This window comes from Nostoc sphaeroides (genome assembly GCF_003443655.1).
In the GTDB taxonomy this organism is placed as follows: Bacteria; Cyanobacteriota; Cyanobacteriia; order Cyanobacteriales; family Nostocaceae; genus Nostoc; species Nostoc sphaeroides.
Window position 1 is genome coordinate 2,951,706 of the sequence record NZ_CP031941.1, and the last position, 21,330, is coordinate 2,973,035.

15 protein-coding genes and 1 other RNA gene are annotated in these 21,330 nt (G+C 40.0%); 7 read left to right on the plus strand and 9 right to left on the minus strand.

Going from position 1 to position 21,330, the window contains the following annotated elements; translation table 11 throughout:
• Window positions 1-219: 219 nt before the first annotated feature.
• From D1367_RS13070 to D1367_RS13090, 5 genes are all read right to left on the minus strand, one after another.
• Window positions 220-5,628: a trifunctional serine/threonine-protein kinase/ATP-binding protein/sensor histidine kinase gene (locus D1367_RS13070; RefSeq protein WP_181985167.1), complete on the minus strand. Its 5,409-nt coding sequence runs from the start codon at window positions 5,626-5,628 to the stop codon at window positions 220-222.
• Window positions 5,629-5,764: 136 nt separating this feature from the next.
• Window positions 5,765-5,948, minus strand: a non-coding RNA gene (gene ssrS, locus D1367_RS13075) — 6S RNA.
• Between the two features lie 60 nt (window positions 5,949-6,008).
• Window positions 6,009-7,160, minus strand: coding sequence for a 5-(carboxyamino)imidazole ribonucleotide synthase (locus D1367_RS13080; protein WP_118166839.1), 1,152 nt, complete (start codon window positions 7,158-7,160; stop codon window positions 6,009-6,011).
• A complete protein-coding gene (locus D1367_RS13085; protein ID WP_118171397.1) occupies window positions 7,157-7,648 on the minus strand; it encodes a pentapeptide repeat-containing protein in 492 nt (163 codons plus the stop codon). Before D1367_RS13085 ends, D1367_RS13080 begins: the two co-directional genes overlap by 4 nt.
• A gap of 418 nt (window positions 7,649-8,066) precedes the next feature.
• Complete coding sequence (locus D1367_RS13090; protein WP_096607063.1) at window positions 8,067-8,219, minus strand: lmo0937 family membrane protein; 153 nt, start codon at window positions 8,217-8,219, stop codon at window positions 8,067-8,069.
• Between the two features lie 524 nt (window positions 8,220-8,743).
• On the opposite strand from D1367_RS13090, the gene D1367_RS13095 reads away from it, so the two are divergent.
• From D1367_RS13095 to D1367_RS13120, 6 genes are all read left to right on the plus strand, one after another.
• A complete protein-coding gene (locus D1367_RS13095; protein ID WP_181373898.1) occupies window positions 8,744-9,067 on the plus strand; it encodes a slr1957 family protein in 324 nt (107 codons plus the stop codon).
• Window positions 9,068-9,450: 383 nt separating this feature from the next.
• On the plus strand, window positions 9,451-11,283 hold the full coding sequence (locus D1367_RS13100) for a DNA cytosine methyltransferase (protein WP_225892262.1): 1,833 nt from the start codon (window positions 9,451-9,453) through the stop codon (window positions 11,281-11,283).
• A 7-nt stretch (window positions 11,284-11,290) separates the two neighbouring features.
• Complete coding sequence (locus tag D1367_RS13105) at window positions 11,291-12,601, plus strand: hypothetical protein (protein ID WP_118166840.1); 1,311 nt, start codon at window positions 11,291-11,293, stop codon at window positions 12,599-12,601.
• Window positions 12,602-12,825: 224 nt separating this feature from the next.
• Window positions 12,826-14,856, plus strand: a complete 2,031-nt coding sequence (locus D1367_RS13110) for an FAD-dependent oxidoreductase (RefSeq protein ID WP_118166841.1) — start codon at window positions 12,826-12,828, stop codon at window positions 14,854-14,856.
• Window positions 14,857-15,089: 233 nt separating this feature from the next.
• On the plus strand, window positions 15,090-15,416 hold the full coding sequence (gene clpS / locus D1367_RS13115) for an ATP-dependent Clp protease adapter ClpS (RefSeq protein WP_118166842.1): 327 nt from the start codon (window positions 15,090-15,092) through the stop codon (window positions 15,414-15,416).
• A 5-nt stretch (window positions 15,417-15,421) separates the two neighbouring features.
• Entirely contained in the window at window positions 15,422-15,763 is a 342-nt protein-coding gene (locus D1367_RS13120; protein WP_118166843.1) for a DUF2103 domain-containing protein, read from the plus strand.
• Between the two features lie 34 nt (window positions 15,764-15,797).
• On the opposite strand, the gene D1367_RS13125 is transcribed toward D1367_RS13120, so the two are convergent.
• A complete protein-coding gene (locus D1367_RS13125; RefSeq protein ID WP_118166844.1) occupies window positions 15,798-16,118 on the minus strand; it encodes a hypothetical protein in 321 nt (106 codons plus the stop codon).
• Window positions 16,119-16,764: 646 nt separating this feature from the next.
• Entirely contained in the window at window positions 16,765-17,250 is a 486-nt protein-coding gene (locus D1367_RS13130) for a molybdenum cofactor biosynthesis protein MoaE (RefSeq protein WP_118166845.1), read from the minus strand.
• 838 nt (window positions 17,251-18,088) lie between these two features.
• On the opposite strand from D1367_RS13130, the gene D1367_RS13135 reads away from it, so the two are divergent.
• Entirely contained in the window at window positions 18,089-20,128 is a 2,040-nt protein-coding gene (locus tag D1367_RS13135; protein ID WP_118166846.1) for a hybrid sensor histidine kinase/response regulator, read from the plus strand.
• Here the strand turns inward: D1367_RS13135 and D1367_RS13140 are convergent.
• Together D1367_RS13140 and D1367_RS13145 are read right to left on the minus strand one after the other, a co-directional pair.
• The gene (locus tag D1367_RS13140) at window positions 20,118-20,546 is read right to left on the minus strand and encodes a KTSC domain-containing protein (protein WP_118166847.1); all 429 of its coding nucleotides are present in this window, start codon (window positions 20,544-20,546) and stop codon (window positions 20,118-20,120) included. The genes D1367_RS13135 and D1367_RS13140 overlap by 11 nt on opposite strands.
• Window positions 20,547-20,996: 450 nt before the next feature.
• Complete coding sequence (locus D1367_RS13145) at window positions 20,997-21,230, minus strand: hypothetical protein (protein WP_118166848.1); 234 nt, start codon at window positions 21,228-21,230, stop codon at window positions 20,997-20,999.
• Between the last annotated feature and the right edge of the window lie 100 nt (window positions 21,231-21,330).

A 21,330-nucleotide genomic window follows, 5' to 3' on the forward strand; every position in this document is an offset into this window, starting at 1 on the left:
AGAATTATGCTATTCCTGTCCTCCAGATTACCGAAAAATTATAGGACTTACGCAAAATATCTCTCAAACTCTCATTTCTCTGTGCCCGGTTATTGAGCGTTCGCGTAGTGTCTCCAAGAGTTGTCGAAATACTGCGCCTGGAGCGGTTCGTTATTCCGTAACTCATGCGTAAGTCCTAAATTAGAAGCGTTATGCATTGAGAGAAAAATCGCAAATTAGTTAAAATACTGGAATCTCAATGACAAATTCTGTTCCTTCGCCAAGCACAGAATTGCAACTCAACCGCCCATTGTGGGTTTCCTCGACAATTTGACGAGCGATCGCTAATCCTAATCCTGTTCCCTTCCCAACCTCTTTTGTTGTAAATAGGTGGTCAAATATCCGCGATCTAATCTCCTCTGGTATTCCCTGACCGTTATCTTTGATACGAATTAACACCATGTTTTGCTCACTGGATACTTCGGTGTGAATTAATATTTGCTGACGTTCAGCTTCCACTTCGGCAAAAGAAAGCCCCTCGCCGGATGTATCTAAGGCATCAATTGCGTTAGCAAGGATGTTCATAAATACTTGATTTAGCTGTCCTAAAAAGCACTTAACTGGTGGTAATTTTCCATATTCGGTGATGACTTCAATTGCTGGACGTTTTTCGTTAGCTTTGAGGCGATACTTCAAAATCAACAGGGTACTCTCAATCCCTTCATGGAGGTTACAAGCAACTTTTTCGGTTGTATCGGCTCTGGAGAAGGTGCGAAGGCTGGTACTAATGTCTTCAATCCGGTCGCTTGCCACCTTCATCGAGTCTACTAGCTTTGGTAAGTCTTCAGTCAGGAATTCTAGATCAATTTCTTCGCCATGCTCAATGACTGCGATCGCCGGATTGGGATAATGTTGTTGATAGCATTGGATATGAGCAAGTAAGTCTTGAGTATACTCTTTGGCATTGTTAAGGCTGCCTTTGAGAAATCCAATCGGATTATTAATTTCATGTGCCACCCCAGCAACTAAATTGCCCAAGGTTGCCATTTTTTCATTTTGCACCATTTGTAGTTGGGTATGCTCAAGTTTTTGTAGCGATCGCTCTAGTTGATGGGCATAATTTTGAGATTCTTGATAAAGACGAGCATTTTCTAGAGAGATGGCGGCTTGAGCGCATAGCAGTTGGATAACTTCTAGGCGATCGCTCGTAAATGCGCCAATCGTCAACTTATTTTCCAGATATAATAACCCGATTAATTGGCCATGACGCAAAATCGGCGTACACAACACACTTTTGGGTTGTTGCTGCATCAAATATTGGTCAGTAATAAAATCGTTTTTTACTGTTGCATCATCAAGCACCACAGTTTTTAAGCTGTGTTTGACATAGTTTACCAATGCGATCGGAATGTTTTGGCTGCTTGACAATGGTACAGATACTAGAGTCACCCCTTCATTGATGGTGGCTACAGCTTTAACCACTAAGTTGCCCTGTTCGAGTACAAGTAGGGCAGCTTTTTTCGCTCCAGCATTTTCCATCACCACTTGCAAGAGGGTAGTGAGCAATTGCTCTAATTGAATTTCACTGGAGAGAGCTTGTGAGACTTTAAAGATGGTGGCAAAATCGAGGGCTTGAGAAATACTGCTGCTAGAAAGGTTTGTGTGGATGGTTTGATGTGGGAATGATGATCCATCGACGGTTGAACTCAGTTGAAAGTGATTAAGTTGCGCTTGTAAGATGGGAGCAAGAAGTTGAGGATAGTGTTTTTCTAAGTTGTCAGTTTTGGCTTTAGCGCCCCAACGGGCATAGCAGTAATAAGCTTCTTGCATATAAGCCTGAGCGATTTTTTCTTTGCCCCAGTCGAGGTAGAACTTGGCAGCTAGTTCATTGCTCAACGCTTCTTCTTGGATATATTGGTTTTCTTTCGCTAGAGTTATGGCGCGATCGTACAATTCTATTGCTGCTATTTTTTCGCCTAAAACCCGATGGCGTTCTGCTTCCACCAAATCAAATTTGTGCTGAAAATTCATCGGTGCAAAATTGGCTCGAAACTGCAATTTTTCCTGATTTTCGCCAACCTTTAAGAGTAATTGTTCTTGTTGAGATGGTTCAGCCGTTGGATAGACAGCCAGCCGAGACAAAGAATCGTAATAGTAGAAAACAGGCACAGATAGCATTCCTGCGCCACCGTTGAGGTATTGCTCTCCCTGATTTCCATTTTCAACTGCCGCCGGAAAATTCTCAAACAAATAACTGAGTATTAACTTACTTAAGAAAAATACATGGAGTGTTAATTCGTCATTTTCTTTAATGAGCGCAGATAATAGTTGTTCATCTTGATAATATTCACCAATGAAGCACTCTGAATTATCGCTAGATTCGGTTAAATTGTTAATGCTTTGACAGATTATATTCGACCAATTTAATAAACGCTGATTTTGAGCGAAATTAGACTCGTAGGCTTTGATATCTGCTAAGAGAATTTCCAAAACTTCTGTGCCACTTAAATAGACATAGAATAACTTGAAAATCATCGATGCTAGCACATGAAAAAAATCGCCTGTTTCTAATCCAAGACTATGGGATTCCTGTAATAAACTAATTGAGGTGCGAATATGTTGTTGATTAAATTGATTTAATGCACCCACCTTAAATATAGTCATACTTTGAACAGATTTTGCTTGAAATCTATCCACAAGCATTAAAGCTAGTTTGCCAAATTCTGAGCCTGACTCCAGTTGGTTACAAGTATTAAGTACAATTCCAAAATCTGCATACCCTGGTGCAGAAAGTGGTGCATTGCCGTATTTAAGAGATACATTCACCTCTTCGCAGGCAATAATTGGGAACAGATAAGGCGCAGCCTGATGGATGGCGGGAGCAATGCTAGCCATAATCCGCAAAGCAACCAAAGCTTTGGGATCATTCATCAATGGCAAATCAACTAAGCCTTGAATACTTCTGCCTGCTAAGATGGAGAGCGTGTTTACTACAGATTGCTGAATATCTTGAGGTGTTACTGATTCAGGTAATGTTACCCCAAGTTGAGCCAGAAGTTCACGCCCAATTGCGATCGCTTTAAATGATTGATTCCGCACCTGATCGGCTTGGAGTTGAACTTCATAAACTTTGACTCTATCCAGTAAGGTGGTTGTTTGTTCGATGACGGACTGGATAAGAGATTCCATCTGCTCAAATTCATTATTGAGAAAAGCGGCTTCGGCAGCTTCTTCGTATAAACTTCGAGTCAATTTGTATGCGATTTCCCAACTATTAATCGGTAGCAGCTGCATTCCAGAATAGAAGTAATGAATTGCTGCACTATAAGCGGTAGCTTCTTTCGCTTTTCGACCGGCATTCAGATTTAACTGAGCTAATTGTTGACGTTCAGTCAGTTGGGTAATTAGCAATATTCCCCGATTTAACTGACTGACAATCTCAAAAATTCGCTCCTCTTGCTGTGACTCAGAGGTATTTTGCAAGAGTAATTGACCAATTTTAAGATGGGTAAATTGTTTCTCTTTCTCTGGAATTAGAGAGTAAGCCGCTTGTTGTACTCGATCGTGTAAAAATTTGTAGATGGGGACTTGGAAATTGCAATTTAATGGGTTTGAGTCAGAATCATGACCACTGTATTGAAAGAATTTATAAACTTCAGTAGTAGGTAAAATTAATCCTTCCTGCAAAGCTTTCCATAAAGATGCTGCCGTTTCGGTTTCCGATTGTTCAGAAACAATTGCTAAGGTTTGCAAATCAAACTGGTTGCCAATACACGCAGCTAATTTCAACACATTTTGCGTTGTTGTTGGCAACTTTTGCAACTGTAACGCTACGAATTCTACAACATCATCGGTAAGGGCAAGTGCCTTTACCGCAGCAATATCACATTGCCAGCAACCTTGAGCAAAATTAAAACTAATCAGTCCGTCTTCATATAATACTTTGAGAAAGTGTGTTGCAAAAAATGGATTTCCTTGAGTTTTCTGATAGACGAGTTCCGTTAGAGGTTGGGCAGTTTTATCTGAACAACTCAAGGTATCAACCACCAATTGATTTAAACTAGCTTTACTTAACGGAGCTAAAGTAATGCTGTGAATTGTCGCATTGGCTTTGCGAATCTCCGCTAAAGTCAACATCAACTGATGTGTGGTAGATACTTCATTGTCTCGATAAGCCCCAATTAAAAGTAAAGCTCCACTTCCTGACTCGCTCATCAACAACTGCATCAATTTGAGTGATGCAGAATCAGCCCACTGCAAATCATCGAGGAAAATTACTAATGGATGTTCTTTGGTGGTGAATACCTGAATGAACTTTTGAAAGAGTAAATTGAAGCGATTTTGTGCTGCACTTGGTGAAAGTTCCGTTGCAGGTGGTTGTTGACCAATAATTTCTTCTAATTCAGGAATTACCTCAAGAATGACTTGCCCTTGGTCGCCCAGCACTTGTAAAATTTTATTTTTCCAAGTTGACAATTGAACATCACTTTCACTCAGTAATTGTCCCATTAAGTCTCGAAACGCCTGTACAAAAGCAAAGAAGGGAATATTCCGATTAAATTGGTCAAATTTGCCTTTTATAAAGTAGCCCCGTTGCCGGACAATAGGTTTATGAACCTCGTTAACTAAAGCAGTTTTACCAATACCAGAAAAACCAGCTACCAGCATTAATTCTGTCTGATTGTTGGTAACGCGGTCAAATGCTTTGAGTAGGGTTTTAACTTCATGCTCACGACCATAAAGTTTTTCTGGGATAATAAAGCGATCGCACACATCCCGTTGAGCAATTGGGAAACTTACAATTTCCCCCGTTTCTTTTAGCTGGTGTAAACAATTTTCTAAATCATATTTCAGCCCAAATGCACTCTGATAGCGGTCTTCGGCATTTTTTGCCATCAATTTGCTAACAATAGATGAGAGTACAGGTGCAATTTGTGGGTTAATCTCATGCACTAAAGGCGGAAGTTTGGCAATATGACAATGTACCAATTCCATCGGGTCGTGTGATTGAAATGGTAATTTCCCTGTTAATAACTCGTAAAAAGTTACACCTAGAGAATAAAAATCAGTCCGGTAATCAATTCCCCGATTCATTCGTCCAGTTTGCTCTGGAGACAAATAGCCGAGTGTCCCTTCTAGGACATTAGGACTCATGAGGCTTTGAGTTTCTCGTGGCAATAAAGATGCAATACTAAAGTCAATTAACTTAACTTCTTTAGTTTCTGGATGAATTAAAATATTGGCAGGTTTAATATCTTTGTGAATGATCCGATAACGAATTAGAATATCTAATGTATTGCACAGTGCGATCGCTACTTGTAAAAACTCCATCAGAGACGCGATATATCGCGTCTCTACAGAGGTCAAATAATCTTTGAGAGAAATTCCCCCAAAGTCTTCCATCACTAACACATAGCCATTCTGATAGAATTCCAGACTGTAGGTTTGGATGATTCCAGGTAGATTCAAATTTTTGGCGATGGTGAACTGGTTGCGAAACTGTACCAATTCGCTGAAACTGGGATAAGCGGTTTTCATCAGCTTAATCACTACAGATTTTTGGTCAGTTTCTCGATTAGCGCGGTAAACCAAGGTTCGAGAACCGTTGTAGAGTTCTTTGCTAACATGATATCCGGGAATGCTGACCATAGGGTTTAATTCTTGAGACCTCAGTATCTAGGTTTCCCAAAAACATGGCAATCTTTACTGTTAGTTCGCTTATTTTAAACTGATTTAAATAATTAAAGCTCCCAAGTTCTAACTGACTTTGGGAGCTAATAATTTTAAGTTCACCGCGACGCCGTTTTACCTAAGTTTATGACCTGGGTTTATCCAGGTGGGAACCTAAATTCCTCGTTTGAAGTTTCCGGGTACATGCCCGGTCTACTGCCACGAGAACAGTTGACTCCCTTGTCATTAAAGGCATAGATCAAAAAACTTGATGGCAGTCACCAACGTCGTAGTGCAACTTCACTCATTATAGCTTTCAAAAAGATGTTGTGTGTTCAACATCGAAAGTTTCTGAAAATTTACCTGGGATACCAGATAGATTCTATGCTGTGGGCGATGGCGATCGCTTGCTCTCGATTCTGATTATCTAGCAAAACGGTAACATGTCCTAACTTCCGCCCAGGACGTGATTGAGTCTTTCCATACCAGTGAACGTGCGCTTGGGGAATTTCTGCTATTTGTTGACGCTGGCTTTGGTAGTCGCTGTGAGAGTTTTCATACCCTAGTAGGTTCACCATCACAGCGCTGGCGCATTGCAAAGCCGGATTTCCTAAAGGTAAACCACAAACTGCTCTGAGGTGCTGCTCAAACTGCGAAGTTTCACAGGCGTCAAGGGAAAAATGCCCAGAATTGTGGGTACGGGGTGCAATTTCATTTACCAGGATTTTGCCATTAGTACCCAGAAATAGCTCAATTCCAAAAATGCCTACTACTTGTAGACTATTTAATAGAGTATGTGCGATCGCTTGAATTTCTGCTACTTGATTAGGCGTAATCTCGGCTGGCGCAATCACCCGCCGACACACTTGTTGTTCTTGTTGGGTTTCTACCACTGGATAAGTTACAATTTCTCCCTCTACAGAACGAGCTGCAATAATTGCTAGTTCTCTTTCAAAAGGGATAAATTCTTCTAACAAAAAAAGTGATTGATTTAAAGTTGTTGTGGTTTCATCACTTAGGGTTTGCTCTAAAGTAGCAAAATCCTGAATTATGAAAGTACCTTGACCATCATAACCGTGGCGACGGGATTTGAGGACTACTGGAAAACCTAGATATTCTATTTTTGATTGGAGATTTTCTACCTCGTCAAGGGCGACAAATTGGGGGACAGGTAAACCCAAGTCGCGTAAATAGCAACGCTGATGATATTTATCTAAAAGAGGAGCTAAGGCTTCTAACCTGGGACGAAAACAAACGCCTTGGTGTGCTAAAACAGATAAAGCATCTAAGTTAACAAATTCGTTTTCAAAGGTGATGACATCGCACTTTTGAGCTAATATTTTCGTAGCTATTGCGTCATCAACTGGGGCGAAAACAGTTTCTTTGGCAATTGACACAGCCGGCTCGTGAACACTTGGAGTTTGTACTACTAATTCTACTCCTAGCTTCTGTGCTGAATCCGCCATCATCCAGGCAAGTTGTCCGCCACCAATTACACCAACACGTTTCATTGACATCCTAAAGAATCACGAGTTTGCACGCCTGTTTTGGAATTCACACCACTGGCTTTACCGCACAGTTCTTTGATTTGCGCTCTATCCAAAATTGCATCTGTAAAATCTGCACCGTCTATATTCACATCATTAAATATGGCGCGGAGCAAAAGAGCTTCTTTGAAAACTGCATCGCTCAAATCTGCCTTAGTCAAGTTTACCTGATCAACCATTGCATTAGTTAAATCTGCTCCGTGGAGATTTGCATTTGTCATCACTGAAGCACTCATCACTGCTCCCCGCAAGTCAGCGTTAGAAAAGTTAGCCAGTTCCATATTGGCGTTAGAAAACTCCGCAGCTTGCAAGCTGTCACCAGAAAAATCACGTCTTGACAACTCTGCATTGCTAAATGAAAGCGGATGAGTCCAGTCTACTGCCAGTGCGGGATCAGCCACGCACCATATAATAATTCCTAGAAGGAACGCCAACCCTTGCCGCCATAACATATCGAGAGTCAATTTGGTGTCTAATCGCTGCATTTAATTACCGCATTTGAATATTAGCAAGACTGGCTCATCTTAATTAAGACTCCCAGCCTTGCTACTGGACTTGGTGAACATGTATTTCCCTAGCTTAATATTTTGTAACGCAAAAAGGGTGGATGCGTAGCCTTTAGTAGACATCGCTTCTCACCCTTAGCTAGAGAATGGCAATATTAGGAGCGTTCGCACTTAAATAGATAATAGGACTCTATTTGAGTGCGTGAGAAAACTCGCCCTCAACTCGAAAAGGCTGATTCCCTATTCCCTATTCCCTATTCCCTACTCCCTACTCCCTGCCTAAGCAACTTAGGTACACTCAAATCTTTTTTACCAAGGTTAGTAACTTTGAAAACCTACCTTACCAGATTGGGAACCACTATATTTACACATCACGCGCTTTGAAAAAATTATAGATAGCAAGAGCGATCGCTAAAAGCAACACTGCATGAATTAAATTTCCGGCAATATGAAGTGCCAGTCCTAATGCCCAAAAAGCAATCAGTACAACAACAATACCCCAAAGTATACTTAACATATATTTGATTTCAATCAAGTAAGTTTTTATTTCTTTAGATATTTTACTCCTAGCTTCACTTTGATTCTATTTACCCTCAGAGATGTCTAAAAATTTAAATCATCTTTCTTGAGAAGGAAAATTAATTAAAAATTTACCTTTTGTGCTTACCCGCAATTCTATTTCCCCTTTAACTGAGCCTACGCTCAGATATTTGTTTACAATTATTCATTTTTAGATTTAAATTTCAGGATATAAAGAGTTTTCTTAAGCAGTAATACTCATGGGCTTATTTACAATTCTTGATTTTCAATGTTTCAAGTAAAGTTTATTGTCTTTTAAATTCAACAGCCCCCATCAACTGTTAGTCTTTTAATTAATGAAAGCACGGTTTGAGCGTAATTATATGCGTTTCAACTGCTTAACAAAGCTTAAAAGTTGGATAATTAGCGTTAATTTTATAGCGATTAGTTAGTTGTTCAGGAATCTCCAAGAGCTTACATTCTCCAAGTACACAACTTCTAGAAACCGAACTCCCAAACCCGATGATGAATCATTACTCACTTCAATGGATTGAGGCATGGTGCCAAGAAAATGGCTGGACAGATTTATTTGTAGAGCGACGTAACAACTTCTGGGCTTTCCCGCCGGGTGGGGTAATGCCGGAACCAATTCCAGTTCACGTTCTCAGGGTGATTAAAGCCGAGAAGGGGTTGACTTTTGAAGAACGATTGTGGTCGATGTCCGCAGTAATTGGCACAATTTTAGCTGTTCTCTGTACCTTTTGGTTGCAGTCACCAATGCCATTAGTTTTGGCTTTTGCTTTTAACGCCGTTACGGTGGCTCAGTTTGAACTTGAAGATGCCTAAATTCTTATTTTGGGCTTTGCGATTAAAAACTGCTCTTGTCTACTTTTAGCAAGAGCAGTTTTTAATTTCAGAAAAAGAGACGAAATAAACAAAAATCGGTTGATCTTTTGGATAGGTATTGAACTTGGGCAGATTTTTCACGGGTATATGGATGGAATACACTATTCTAGTTTTTAGGCAACTTTGTGTTACCAAAGAATATTGTACACAACCTCCAACCGCTATATTTAGATTACGCAATGCAACAGTTGTCTCTTTTCCTCAATTTGTCTAGCTCCGAGCCAATTAATACAACTTGGTTCCAAGATATTTTAGCCATTCTTAAAGTCAGGCAAGAACCAGCATGGACTGACAATTTTGGTAAATTTCTCCGCCAATGGCTGATGGAACAGGGACATACTCCCATTAAAACACTCAGTTTATTTTCAGGTGGTGGTGGATTAGACATTGGATTTCATGATGCTGGCTTTGAAATCATTCAAATGGTAGAGCTTGAAGCTAAGTATGTTCAAACTTTACAAAGGAATTCTTTACCAGAGAAATGGCTAGAAGGCTCTGAAGCTGTCTGCATTGATATTAGAGATTATTTACCTGAATCTCATCTGACAGTAGACTTTATTATTGGAGGCCCCCCTTGTCAAACTTTTTCTGCTGCCGGACGTAGAGCTGCTGGAGTGTCTGGAACAACTGATGCTAGAGGTACATTATTTCAAGAATATGTTCGTATTCTCAATATACTTAAGCCTAAAGGATTCTTATTTGAAAATGTATATGGAATAACTGGTGCTAATGGAGGGAAAGCTTGGCAAGAAATTCAAAAAGCTTTTAGAGAAGTTGGCTATAATATTTATTTTCGGATTCTTGATGCTGCTGATTATGGAGTACCTCAACATCGAGAACGTTTATTTATTGTTGGATTAAAAGAAGGGGAATATTTATTTCCCTATCCTACTCATGGCCCAGATTCTCTAAATCAAAATCCTTATTATTCAGCAGGAGAAGCTGTAGAAGGCGCTGATATTTCAGAAATGGAAACAGGTCTAGGCGGACGTTTTGGACATCTACTCGAACATATTCCACCTGGACTTAACTATAGTTTTTATACAAAAGAAATGGGTTATCCTAACCCAATCTTTAGCTGGAGATCAAAATTTTCAGATTTCTTGTATAAAGCAGATCCAACAAATCCAGTACGGACAATTAAAGCGCAGGGAGGACAATATACCGGGCCTTTCAGTTGGGGAAATCGGAAATTCTCTATTGCAGAGTTAAAGAGATTACAAACTATTCCTGATGCCTATGAAATTATTGGGAATAGACAGGTTTCTATTGAACAAATTGGAAATTCAGTGCCTCCTCAACTTGGGCGAATATTAGCTCTTAGTATTTTAGAACAAGTAATTAAATTTAAATTACCTTTCCCTATAAGTTACTTACCTGAAAATAAAAAACTAGGTTTTCGGCAGAGAAAAAGAAAGTTAACAGAAATTTATTCTCAGAAGGCTAAATCTGCAATTGCAGATTTACGTCAAGCAGGAAAAATTTTATCTATACCTCGTTTTAAATATGAAGACAAAGGAAAAATGATCAGATTTTTATCTGCTGATTTTTCTTGGACAACAAAACAAACTTATGAAAGTGTAAAAATTTATATATCTTACGATTTGAATGATTCATGCTGGTTGTTCACAGCAGGTATCAATGATAATTGCGAAGAAGAAGATCAATATGTGGTAGATGTTAATCCGTCTTGTGGTCATGATGAATGGGTTCTGGGAACGTGTTCAGTTAAGCTTTGTGCTAAGGCTCTTGATACACAGTTATATACATCTCTTTGGAAAGCTTTTGAAGAAAAGTTAACTGAAGTTACAGGAAAAGCGGATTTAGTTCAGTTATCTGGATATTATCAATACAATGCCCAAATTAGTGGAATAATAACTTTTCATCCTCAGTTGAAAGTTAAACCACTTTGGCGTGTAATCCAATGTGTGACGAGGTGTATTGGTACTGCTGCTCAACTTTCAGCCACAGAGCTTGCAGACCGATGGGGTGTGAAAGCAGAAGATGTCTTTTCCTATCTTCAGTCTCTGCGAACTATGGGCTACGAAGTTAGAAATCACAACACAAACTCACAAATTTCCAAAGGTGAGTATTTGATTCCTTACGCCTTTCCCACACTAAACCCTAAAAGCGTGCAACTTCGCAAAAGTCTATAAACAGATTATGAATGAGATACACCTGAGAGTTTATACAAATAGAAGTGAGTTGGTTTTACCTGATGGAACAATTCAATACTTTCAAGAAGGAGGAATGAGTCAGGCTGCAAAGATACGGTACAAGAAAATAGCAGTAGAACTATCTACAGGTTACTTGGAAAGACAGATTTTATTTTGCAGAGATTATTCATCGAATCTTGATTTCTTGATTTTGAACCAAACGCATAAATGTCTTTTAGATAGACTTGTACAGTCAGTGACCAGCGAAGTTGGTAGAGCATTAGTAGGTTTGTCAATTCTACAGTTGTGCATTAAAGCAATTGAGCCAGAGCAGAGTATTAGGTTACACAAAGGGAGTACGGCTACAAGAGACTTTTCTTGGCGTGATGGTATCTCTATGCGTTCTCTCGATAAGCAATACATTACACCTGTGTTACGAAAATATGAACTACTGAGATTGAATGCGGATGGTTTCATGATGACACGCAGTTTAGCAGAAAATTACCCGTATTCATCTGTATATAAAGCCAACATGAGAGGCGCACGTTCTGAGTGGGTAAGTCTTGTTGAGGCAATTGAGAAAGACGAAGTAGTTTCTGAAGTAGCACTGCGCTATCTTCTTTCGCAACTACTCAATCAAGCAGATAACTTTAGAAGATTAGCTTTACAAACTCTTGAGACTCTGACCTTATTTCTGGGAGCAACAGTTGTTGATAAAGGCATTCTATTAAGTATCATACTGCGTCACATTAATCAATCTGATTATGCGGCTCGTTTAATGGAGATAGCAATGCATAGCTTAATGCAGGCTATGCAAGAATACCAAGTTTTTCCCCACAGGTTGCTAAAACCACTTTCACAAATGCGTTCAGCCAATAAGAAGCATGGCAATGTTGGTGATATTGAGCTTTTAGAGGATAGACAAATTGTGGAAGCTTGGGATGCCAAGTATGGTAAGTCATACTTGCGAGATGAGATTGAGGAATTATCAGAAAAATTGGAAGTACATCCCGCCCTTAGAAAGGCTGGTTTCGTTACAAGTGTTGAAGCTGAACGAATTGATGAACTGATGCCTAGATGTAATGAAATTGAAGAAATATTTGGGATATCCCTGGAAATAATTACTTTTAAAGAATGGGTAGAGCTACAATTTGCTCGGACATTGGGACAAGAGTCTACAACTGAGCAAGAACTTGCATCTGCTTGGCTCATAGCTTACACAGAATCTTTAGCGCAGCGACGTAGGGACATTGCCCCAATTGATGAGCCATGTTATCAATGGCTGCTTAAGCTAAACGAGACTCTGACAATTGAATAGCTGAATGCTGCTCATATTCAAGACTTGGGGTGAAGTGAGGAATTCAACAAGGTTTCACACTTATTTTCTTAAAATTTTCACTTGTCGAGCGTGCTATTAGCTTCAAAAACTTTAATCCCACACTATATTGCGTAGATTACCTTGTAAAGAATTGCTTGAGTTAAACATTTGCTAGATGCTACCGTCTACAAAATGGAACAGAAGTTGAAGGGGTTTCTTTAACCATGAACGGTAGACACAAAATAGCTTTTAGTTTGACATCGCTGATCAGTTTCAATTTAATATCTACTTTTGTTGGATTTGATGGAGCGATCGCAACACCACCAAGAACCCCAGATAAAACTGTCAATTGCGAGATTTTAGTTGTGGGTGGTGGACTATCCGGTGCTGCCACAGCTTACGAGGGGTTACTAGCCGGACGAACGGTTTGTCTCACAGAAATTACCGACTGGCTGGGAGGACAAATTTCTTCTCAAGGGACATCTGCGTTAGACGAACGCCCAACTCAGCGTGCCCTCAAATTCTATTCTCGTGGCTACATGGAATTGCGAAACCGCATTGGGCGCAAATACGGTGAACTTAACCCAGGTGACTGTTGGGTAAGTGACTCCTGCTTTCTTCCCCGCGATGCTCACGCCATTTTGGTTCAGATGCTCAAAGATGCCGAGAAGCAAGGCAAAGGGAAGTTGCAATGGTTTCCCAACACCGTAATTAAGGATTTGGAAATCGCTACTGATGGCAAAATAATTAATGGTGCGATCGCAATTCAACATCAACCAGCAAAATTAGCACCACCGCTCAATACTTTTACTTTATCTCAAAGTATTGAAGATTCTTACAGCTACGAAAACTCATCTCGGTTTACCAAAACTATTCTCCGTTTCCTCCCCAAGGCAGATAAAGGGGATGCTCCTAAATGGTATGTCGTAGACGCGAGCGAAACTGGAGAAATTATTGCCCTTGCTGATGTTCCCTATCGATTGGGTATTGATGCCCGTTCTTACCTAGAACCTTCTGCTTCTGGCGCCAACAATGATCCTTATTGCCCTCAAGGCTTTACCTACACCTTTGCAATGGAGGCAACTAAGGAACCGCAACCGCAGACGATGCCCCCATTTTATTTACAATACGCACCATATTTTAGCTATGAATTAAAGCGACTGGCGAACTTTGACTTAGTTTTCACCTATCGGCGCATTTGGAGTCCAAACAAAGGGAAACCAGTAAAATTTGGCGGTGTCAGTTTTACTGCTGCTACACCAGGGGATATTTCCATGCAAAACTGGACTTGGGGTAACGACTACCGCCCCGGAACAGCTAAGGATAACTTAGTTTACAGTCGCCAACAGTTACAAGGTACTGGGCAGTTAAAACCAGGTGGTTGGATGGGAGGATTGCGAACAGAAACCCTCCGCAATGCTGAAGAAAATGCCCTTTCTTTCTATTATTGGTTGGTAGCTGGGACTACAGATTCCCAGTTGGGGGAGGGTGTAAAGCAGCAGCAAAGCAATAACCGCTTTGTTTCCGGGTTAAATTCACCAATGGGGACAGTGCATGGCTTATCGAAATATCCCTATATGCGCGAAGGACGGCGCATCATTGGCCGCCCCAGTTGGGGACAACCTGGTGGCTTTGGTATTTGGGAAATTGATATTTCTCGCCGCGATTACAATGATCAGTATTACTCCCAGACTCTACCAGCAGATATGTATCGCAGACTACGAGCAGCACTTGCAGGTTTGGAAGCAGTATCAGTAATTGAAGGTAAAGTTTCACCAGACAAAGCAATGCGACGGACTCGTTCTACCATCTTCCCCGATGCTGTGGGTATTGGTCACTACGCTATAGATTTCCATCCTTGTATGGTGAATAGTCCCCCAGAAGCCCCTGGTAATACAGAACGTCCAGGTGAAAGGCGTGGTGCTGGCCTTGCTTATCCTTTCCAAATTGCTTTGAGGGCAATGATTCCCCAGAAAATTGATAATTTACTAGTAGGTGGCAAAAGCATTGCTACTAGTCATATTGCTGCTGCTGCCTATCGAGTCCATTCCTTTGAATGGTCTTCTGGCGCAGCTGCGGGAACTGTTGCTAGTTTTGCCCTTAAAAATGCGATCGCACCCTACCAATTAGTCGATAATTTACCCAAACAAGAGCCACAACTCGAAGCTCTCAAACGGCTTTTGCAACAAAATGGTAACCCCACAGCCTTCCCCGATACATCCATTTTTAACGAAAACTGGGATAATTGGCGATAGATAGTCATTTGTCATTTGTCATTTGTCATTTGTACTGAGTGAACGCGAGTGCGTCTCTAAGAGCTGCCGTAAAGCCTGCGGCACAGCTACGCTTAGGGCACAGCCTAAGAAGAGAAGTATTGGTCATTTATTAAGGACAACGGACAAGGGACAAATGACGAATGACAACTGACAATGAACTAAACTAGTTCTTTGTAGTGTAGTTTTGTAAAATTATCTTGACTAATTGTTCTATGGTTATGATACTTTCAGCAGATGTTTACGGGATGGCCACAGCACCAACTAAAGCTCCTGAACGGTCTAATCAAGTTACCCGTAAGACTTATCCGAATTACAAAGTGATTGTATTAAACGATGATTTTAATACATTCCAACATGTGAGTGAATGTTTGATGAAATATATTCCAGGGATGACTGGCGATCGCGCATGGGATCTAACTAATCAGGTACACTATGAAGGTCAAGCGATCGTCTGGGTCGGGCCCCAAGAACCTGCGGAACTCTATCACCAGCAGCTGCACCGAGCAGGTTTGACAATGGCACCTCTAGAAGCAGCTTAATTATCATGGGCAAACCCACCGCAGATTCTCTCCGAACGGCAACTCTTAGAGACGCTACGCGAACGCAAAAAGCTGGCAGACTGGTTTGGAATCACTCGACCCACCTTGATGGTCTTATCCCCATTTTAGAACGTCTTTGTCAACAAGATAGCATCCAAACAGTGACACCAGGAGTGATTGGGCGGGCAAAAGGCCATTGCCCGAAAATGCAACTGCGCGTTTCAGTACCGATTCGCGGCGGCTATAAAGTAATCGCACGGCAGGGGAAGACGGTACAAGAGGTGTTTATTTTAACCCCTTTGGTGCAGTCAGAATTGGAAACGGCATTAGCGATCGCTATGAAATAATCATGCCCAATTCCCAATTCCCCATGCCCCATAACTATTCTTCGACACGGTGGACTGCAAATTTGTGTAGTGGCAGACTAACAATGCAAGAAAAAGTTAAGAAATATGACAAAGCTGTAGTTATTCTCAAAGTCATGACTATAGATTCCCAGTCGGGTAAAACTATTTTTTCTATACCAAAGGCTACACAGTAAACTAGCCAGTAAGTAAAGCTCATTCTAAATAAAATCCGCTCTGTTTCTTCTACATCATTTTTTTGCTGCTTACTGTCCCACAGTAACACCAGCCCAACAATGCAAGCTACAAAGGAAACAGCAACTACAAATTCGTGACAAAATATATTTAACGAATGCATTTGTGTTTATTCCCACATTTTCCTGTTGAAAATCAGTCTAAAGGAATATTACTTATAGAAATACAAATTATTTACAAACCTCAATAGAGTCATGCCTTTTCTGTAAACAAATGCAACATAAATTGTTGTTTTGCAAATATAAATATTTTTAATAATAATTAAATATTTTTGTTAAGTAGGGATTTGAGAATTAGAGATTACTAACTAATTGGTTTAGATTTTGGACAAATAAAAAAGTCACGTATTTTTTACGCAAATCAAAAAACACATTGCAAATTGCCTCAGTTCGTTTTTGCACTAAAAGTAAATCACAGTATTTGTCCAAGAACTTTTTGTCGTTAATATTACAATACGGTTCAGTTAAGGATTTTTGGTATTGATAGGTATGTAGAGACGTTACTTTTCTTCGTCTCTTGCATTGCATTTGGGGGTTAATTGAACTGTATTGGTTGATATTACTATCTTCGGGGAAACTAAAAGTTCAAAAGTTAAAATGTTGATTAATACAAAAAAGCTAGTACACTGTCAATACTGCGTAGGTTTTGCATAAAAAATAGAAATGTGTAGGTTGGGTTGAGGAACGAAACCCAACATTTTCCTGGGTTTGTTGGGTAACGTAAAGCCTCAACCCAACCTACGAATTATTTTAACAATTCTCTCCTGATGTTTCACAAGCAGCAATACTTACCCAACAGCTAGAACCATCTTCCCAATGTTCTTTTTTCCAAATGGGGGCATTGTGTTTGAGGGTATCAATAGCATATTGGCAAGCTTCAAACGCCTCACTCCGATGAGGACAACCGACTGCGACTAAAACGCTAATTTCTCCAACTTGCAAACGTCCAGTGCGATGATGAATCACTACCCGATTCACATCAGGCGTAGATAAACGAATATCAGCAGCAATTTGATAAAATATCTGCAATGCCATAGGTTCGTAAGCTTGATACTCTAGAGCAACTACAGGTTTACCATCAGTTTGATTGCGAACTACGCCACTCATCATAACCACAGCACCGTTGGCTGGATCGTCAGACAAAGCATAGATTTCTTCAAGAGACAATGGTGCAAAGCTAATGGCAAAACTATCTTCGGCTTTTGGTTTAACAGCAGAGGTAAGTGTAGTTGTCATAACTGCGTTGGTATTATGTAGGCTTTTTCTATTGTCCCTGAACAAAACGCTGCTGGTGTATGTTTACTTGCTCTTGCTAATGGTTTTAGGCAAAACAAGGATTTTTTAGGATAAAAGCACCATAAGTTAAGTGGGCAAGAAAAATCTAAACTACGGATTTTAATGTATAATTATTATTTTTTATGCTAAATGAAAATACGTAAAACTAAATTAGTGATATTATAGGAATCGTATTTGATTGATTTTTGAAATTATCTATGTGGGCGGGGAGTGGGGAGTAGGGAGTAGGGAATTAGGCTTTTCGATCTGTACGGAGCTTTTTCAGAAATCAAATATTAGTCCTAGGGAACTCCAAAAAATAAATTATTCCACATTCAAGTCGTTGACTGTTGACTGTTGACTGTTGACTAAAAACTCGTGAACCGTCAACGGTCAACAGTGAACAATAGCAATGGAATATTTTTTTACTTGGAAGTCCCCTATATCGTGCTTACTGCGATCGCACCTGACAATTTAAATTTATCAACATAGTTGCATATATTACCGCCTACTTAATCTTAGTGGAAGTAATTTTCTTTGTTTACAAAAAATTATAAAGCTGTAAATCTTCTAAAATTAACTTAAAATTAGCAAAATTCTTGTTCATCCCTCTTAAGGCATACTAGTATAATTAAAGCCATCAAGCTATATGCTTGCTCAGTTATTTAAATAATCTGATAATGACTTCATTGAGCTATCAAGTGCAGTAAGATGAATCCCTTAGAGAAAGCGCTGTAAATGGACATTTTTTAGTAAAACGAGGGCAAGCTGTCATTCAACAAGAGTTAGGAAGGATTTAATGAAATCTTTAGTGTGTAACAATGAAGCCGCGAGGCTTGAGGCTCTGCGTCAGTACCAGATTCTCGACACTCCACCAGAAGAAGCATTCGACGATATTGCATTCTTAGCCGCACAGATTTGTAACACACCGATCGCCTTGATTAATCTAATTGACGCTAACCGTCAGTGGTTCAAAGCCAAGGTAGGGTTAGATGTACAGGAAATCCCACGAGATACTGGTTTCTGCCCGATTTGTATAGAAAGTGGCGAAGTTTTAATTATTCCCGATACCTTAGCTGATGAACGATTTGCTCCGAATCATCTAGTTACTTATACTGAAATTTGCATAAGATTTTATGCAGGTATACCTTTGTTAGCATCAGGGGGAGAAGCGATCGGGACTCTGTGTATAGGCGATCGCGTACCACGCCAAATCAGTCCCAAACAGGTGGAAGCACTGCAAACTCTTAGCCGCCTGGTAGTTAGACAACTAGAAATCCGGCGGGAATTCGCTGAACTGGCAAGTATTAAACAGGAGTACAAGCAGGCACAAGAAGCATTGCTGGATATTGTCACTGATGCAATTGTCGTGCAAGATTTGTCCAACAAAATTTTATTATGGAACAAAAATGCTGAGGAACTTTACGGCTGGAAGTCAGAAGAAGCTATAGGTAAGCAGTCAGATGAACTTTTTTCCACTGAACCTTTGCCGCAAAAGCGAGAAATTTATCAGACTGTATTAAAGGATGGATCTTGGCAAGGTGAGTTAGAGAAAACCAGCAAATCTGGCAAAAAACTTATCGTTGAAAGTCGCTGGAAGCTGATAAATGATGAACATTCTCAAGCCAAATCAATCCTTGTTGTTGATACTGATATTACCCAGAAAAAACAACTAGAAAAACAATTGTTACGCGCTCAACGCATGGAAAGTATTGGCACTCTTGCTAGTGGTATTGCTCACGATTTAAATAATGTGTTGTCACCAATTTTGATGTCAGTGCATCTGCTCAAATCTAAAATCGGCGATCAACAGATTAATCAGATGCTGTCAATAATAGAAAACAATGCCAAACGTGGTGCTGATTTGGTCAAGCAAGTGCTGTCATTTACTAGGGGAATTGAAGGCAATGTCGAAGGACAAGCCGCTACACGGCAATGCACGGTGCTTCAAGTTAAACACCTGCTTTTAGAAATGCAGCAAATTATCTCACAAACATTTCCCAAATCAATCGCAGTGTACACAGAAATTCAGGAGGAATTGTTACCTATTTGTGCCGATAGTACCCAATTGCATCAGGTACTGATTAATTTGTGTCTCAATGCACGCGATGCCATGCCTACAGGCGGAAATTTAACAATATCTGCCGAGAATATTTGGATTGATGAAACTTATGCCAGTATGCATATAGATGCTAAAGTTGGTGCTTACATTGTTCTGACAGTTACTGATACCGGGCTTGGAATCAACAGTGAAATATTAGATAGAATTTTTGAACCATTTTTTACAACAAAAGAGTTGGGTAAAGGTACAGGGCTTGGGTTATCAACAGTAATAAGAATTATTAAAGAACACGATGGTTTTATCACTGTATCAAGTTTTGTCGGCAAGGGAACAAAGTTTAAGGTATACTTACCAGCAGTTAATCAAGTTCCAATCGAGTTGTTAGAAGATACGGCAATACCAACTGGATCTGGAGAATGTATTTTGGTTGTAGATGATGAAACTGCCATTCAGGAAATTACTAAAACATCCCTCGAAAATTATAATTACACAGCAATGACTGCTGGTGATGGCATCGAAGCATTAGCAATTTATGCCCAGCATAAAGATAAAATTAGTGCCGCAATTATCGATATGATGATGTCCAAGATGGATGGAGCAACTACCATTCGGACATTGCAAGATATTAATCCCTTATTGCCGATTATTGTTGTTAGTGGACTTGTAACAAGTGAACAAGTACCAATCGACAAAACAGATGAACATACAGCCTTTTTACCCAAACCCTACACAACACAAGAATTATTGAAAACCCTACATGCAGTTATTAGTCAATAGTATAATCTGCATGATCTAGACGATCGCAGTCATATTTACCTTTAATCGCTTGATTGAAAAAGCTGCCAATTGAGTCAGAGGAATGTAAATCTTCCCAAGTATCCTCGTCTACGCCTAAGTACTGATAAACACCTCCATTTTGAAACTCAACTTGCAAAATGTGTTCGTCGCGATCATAGCCTACAGCGATCGCCATTGATGAGCTAACTGGTAACATAGCAATTGGTTCTTCTTCAAAGGGTAGTGCAGGTGTTTGGGCAATTGTTTCGTTCAGTTCTTGCAATCCTTCATAAGCTTCTACTGGCGCCGGAATTTCCAAAAACTCTAGTTCGTCGCCTCGATCAAGCAACAACTGCAAATATCCATCAGAGTGAGCGATCGCAACTAAACTGCTCAAGTCTACCTTAGATAGCTTCATTTCTTTTGTGCTTTCCTGTTAGCGTAGTCAAAAGTGCAAAGTTTTATACAATACGTAAGTAGTTGTATAGTACAAAGTTACTATAAAAACATTTCGCTGTCAAGTTTTTCTCCCAAGAGAGAAATTACTGAATCTCAATTATATTAGTCTAAGTAATTTTGCACAATAAAACCTTTTTTCTCCCTACCCCTTGCCCCAGCCTGGAGGCTGGGAACCCATTCTTAGAGGCTCTGCCTCCAGTGGCTTGACCAGAGGCAGCAGCCCCTAGTAATACATTCCCAGTCTGATACCATTTCACTTTAATAATGATACAAATACGCTCTTTTGGGGCATGGCATTGCCATGCCCCTACGAGAAATATATATGTATCAGGATTTTCGTGAATTGGTATGAAGACTAGGAACGAGGTGAACGAGGTGACACAAGCCTTTTGCCTGTGTTTGAGTCACCTTAGTAGAGCATTTTATTAAGTTTGTAACAAATTAAATTTGGTAATGGTAATGCATCGCTTTGCAATGTTAATGCATCGCTCTGCAATGCCAATGCATCGGTCTGCAATGCCAATGCTTCGGTCTGCAATGCCAATGCTTCGGTCTGCAATGTTAATGCATCGGTCTGCAATGTTAATGCATCGGTCTGCAATGCCAATGCATCGGTCTGCAATGTTAATGCTTCGGTCTGCAATGTTAATGCGCTAAGATTTTATGCAAAACAGTACTTAGTTGTGCAACCAAAACCTTTGTAGAGACGTAAAATTTTACGTCTCTACAAAAGTTTATGCCTG